This is a genomic window from Mesorhizobium sp. M1E.F.Ca.ET.063.01.1.1, assembly GCF_003998155.1.
GTDB lineage: Bacteria > Pseudomonadota > Alphaproteobacteria > Rhizobiales > Rhizobiaceae > Mesorhizobium.
Map to the genome: position 1 here is coordinate 1 of NZ_RZSC01000723.1, position 2,956 is coordinate 2,956.

The following is a 2,956-nucleotide window of genomic DNA, read 5'->3' on the forward strand; positions in this document are numbered from 1 at the left end:
CCGCAGGGTAACCCACCACACATTCCCGCAACCCGTCCTGTCGTCCTTGGCCCCATGCTGCCCCCGAACGTCACTCAAATCGGGCGGATGTTCTGGTTGTGGTGGAAGACGTTATCGGGGTCGTACTTGGTCTTCACGTCCACCAGCCGGTCGTAGACAGGCTCGCCATACGCCTCGCGGACCCGGTTCGGATCTTCGTCGTTGCCGAGGAAGTTGATGTAAACGCCTTCGCGGAACGGCCCGAGGGCGGCGAAGAACCTCCTCGTCCAGGCGGTGTCCTGGTCGCCATAGTCCTCGCCGGGTCGCCACGCCGCGTCCAGGGTGATCGCGTGCGACGCCTGGCGGTTCCCAAACGCCGTCTCGCCCTCGGCCACACGGCTCACCGCCCCCTTCAGTTGGAACAGCGCCACGTAGGACCGCGGCGATGAGGAGGAGAACGCGTGCCCGGCGATCACGTCGACAAGCTCGTCGTGGAGCTCGGGCAGGTGGGTGGACTTCCAGTAGTAGTTCCAGCCGTGGGGGACGGTTGAGTCGAGAGCGCTCTGGAATCCCACGTACGGCGTGGGCCCGACCAGGTCGAGGAGGGGAGTCCCGAATGCGCGGAGCGGGCGGAGCGTCTTCTCACCGTCCTCGATCGGCCCGGCGTAGCAGCTACCCACGATCATCACGGGGCGCCAGTGCAGATCCTCAGGGATGACGGGCAGCGGCGGGGCGGTACCGAACCTCACGACCGTGCCTAGCTCGTCGGGAGCATCGCGGACGAAGTCGCGGTAGAAGCGGAGGACATCCCCGGCGTCGTTTGCGTCCCATAGGATGGGCCCGGCCAGTACGGCAGGCCCGACGGCGTGGAGACGGAACTCGAACGAGGTGACCACGCCGAAGTTGCCACCACCGCCTCGCAATGCCCAGAACAGGTCGGAGTGCTCGTCCTCGGACGCCCGCAGCAGATCACCGTCGGCCGTTACGACGTCGGCGGCGAGTAGGTTGTCGACTGTGAGGCCGTGCTTGCGCATCAGCCAGCCGACGCCACCGCCGAGGGTGAGCCCGGCGACTCCGGTGTGGCTCACGATTCCGCCGGTGGTGGCCAGACCGTGCGCCTGGGTCTCGCGGTCGACGTCGCCCCAGAGCGCGCCACCCTGCACCCAGGCGCTGCGGTCGGCGGGATCGACTCGCACGCCCCGCATCGCCGAGAGGTCGATGACGATCCCGTCGTCGCAAACGGCGGTGCCCGCCACGTTGTGGCCTCCGCCTCGTATGGCGATCTCCATATCGTTGTCGCGGGCGAAGCGCACGGCCGCGATCACGTCGGCGGTCCCGATGCATCGGGCGATCAGGCGCGGGCGCCGGTCGATGGCGCCGTTCCAGACTGCGCGGGCGATGTCGTAGTCGGCGTGGTCGGCACTGATCAGCCGGCCTTGGAATCCGTTGATCTCCGCGACGCTTGGCTGCTGGCTCCGGTGGCCGACGATCATAGTTGTCATTGTCGTGTCCTCTCACTCGAAGGAAGGCCACATCGGACCACCGCGGACCGCTGCCGTATAGTCAAGAATCTGGACTTCACAGCCGACGGCGGGCGTGGAACACTGGCGGCGTGAGAACGTACGGCCAGTACTGCCCCATCGCCCGCGGCGCCGAGATTTTCGCCGAGCGCTGGACACCGCTGATCATCCGCAATTTGTACCTTGGCTGCGGAAGCTTCAGCGAGATCCTGGAGGGCGCGCCCGGACTCTCCCGTACGCTGCTCTCGGAGCGGCTCAGGCAGCTCGAATGGGTCGGGGTCGTCGAGTCGACACCCAAGCCCGACGGGCGCGGGCGCCACTATGAGCTCACGTCCGCGGGCCACGACCTCTTCACGGTCTGCCAGTCGCTCGGCGAGTGGGGTGCACATTGGCTCGAGATTGCTCCCCAGCACCTCGACCCCTTTGTGGCTCTGTGGTCGATGTGCAATGCGCTCCGCAGGGACAGGCTCCCGGATCGACGCGTCGTCATCCGTTTCGACTTCACGGGCCGCCCGCGCCGTGAGCGCTATTGGCTGCTCATCGAGCTTGGAGACACCGAGATCTGCAAGATGTGCCCTGGCTTCGACGAGGACCTCTACATCACGGCGGAAGCCGAAGCCTTCGTCAAATGGCACGCCGGACAGCTTACTTGGGCCCAGGCCACCCGCGAGGGCCGCATCCAACTCGACGGCGACCTGTCGCTCGCCAGAGCCTTCCCGACCTGGAACGCCCGCAGCATGTTCGCTCACATCAGGCCGGTCTCCCGCGCCGCCGTGAGTCCCGCGGGCTGAAATCCTCGGTTCGGCCCTCCCGTCGCGGCGCCGCACCGCCGCCAATGTTACCCATCACACATTCGCCGCCACCAGTCCTGTCGTAACTCAGCCCCAAGCCGGTGGCGACGAGGCTTTCGTAAATTGGCCGATTTTGATATTGCGTGCGGTCATCTCCCGCCGCGAGAAGCAAAGGGGTAAATGGCAGTCGAAGGGTGCCTGGTCGCATGACCGACGGTCCGTATATCGGGCCGCTGGACATCTGCGTGCTCGGCGATTTCCAGGTGGCCCGTGATGGCGCGCTGCTCGACCTGCCGCCGTCGCGCAAGACGAGAGCCTTGCTCGCCTATCTCGCGGTCACCGGCAAGCCGCATCAGCGCGAGCGGCTTTGCGAGATCTTCTGGGACATTCCCGACGATCCGCGCGGCGCCTTACGCTGGAGCCTGTCCAAGATCCGCCAGGTGCTCGGCGACGACGAATCCGCCCTGGTCGCCGACCGCAACTCGGTCTCCCTCAAGGTCGCAACGGACTATGCCCGGCTGCTGCCGCTGGCGAAGGGCGATCTTTCCTTGGCGTCGACGGAAGAGCTCGAGGCCGTTGCCGGTTCGATCCGAGGCGATTTCCTCGCCGATCTCTCGCTCGACCGCTGCTTCGAATACGAGGCCTGGCGCGCGGGCGTCGCCAGCG

2 protein-coding genes and 1 pseudogene are annotated in these 2,956 nt (G+C 66.6%); 2 read left to right on the forward strand and 1 reads right to left on the reverse strand.

Annotation, left to right across the window (positions count from 1 at the left end; genetic code table 11):
* Positions 1-74: 74 nt before the first annotated feature.
* Complete coding sequence (locus EOA29_RS31225; RefSeq protein ID WP_126094607.1) at positions 75-1,481, reverse strand: FAD-binding oxidoreductase; 1,407 nt, start codon at positions 1,479-1,481, stop codon at positions 75-77.
* 110 nt (positions 1,482-1,591) lie between these two features.
* On the opposite strand from EOA29_RS31225, the gene EOA29_RS31230 reads away from it, so the two are divergent.
* Both EOA29_RS31230 and EOA29_RS31235 read left to right on the forward strand, forming a co-directional pair.
* Entirely contained in the window at positions 1,592-2,290 is a 699-nt protein-coding gene (locus tag EOA29_RS31230; RefSeq protein ID WP_126094606.1) for a helix-turn-helix domain-containing protein, read from the forward strand.
* A 206-nt stretch (positions 2,291-2,496) separates the two neighbouring features.
* A pseudogene (locus EOA29_RS31235) lies at positions 2,497-2,956 on the forward strand (alpha/beta hydrolase); the annotation flags it as partial.

Excerpts from the sequence above, each read along its gene's own strand:
- EOA29_RS31225 (WP_126094607.1), bottom strand. The coding sequence starts at position 1,481 with ATGACAACTATGATCGTCGGCCACCGGAGCCAGCAGCCAAGCGTCGCG.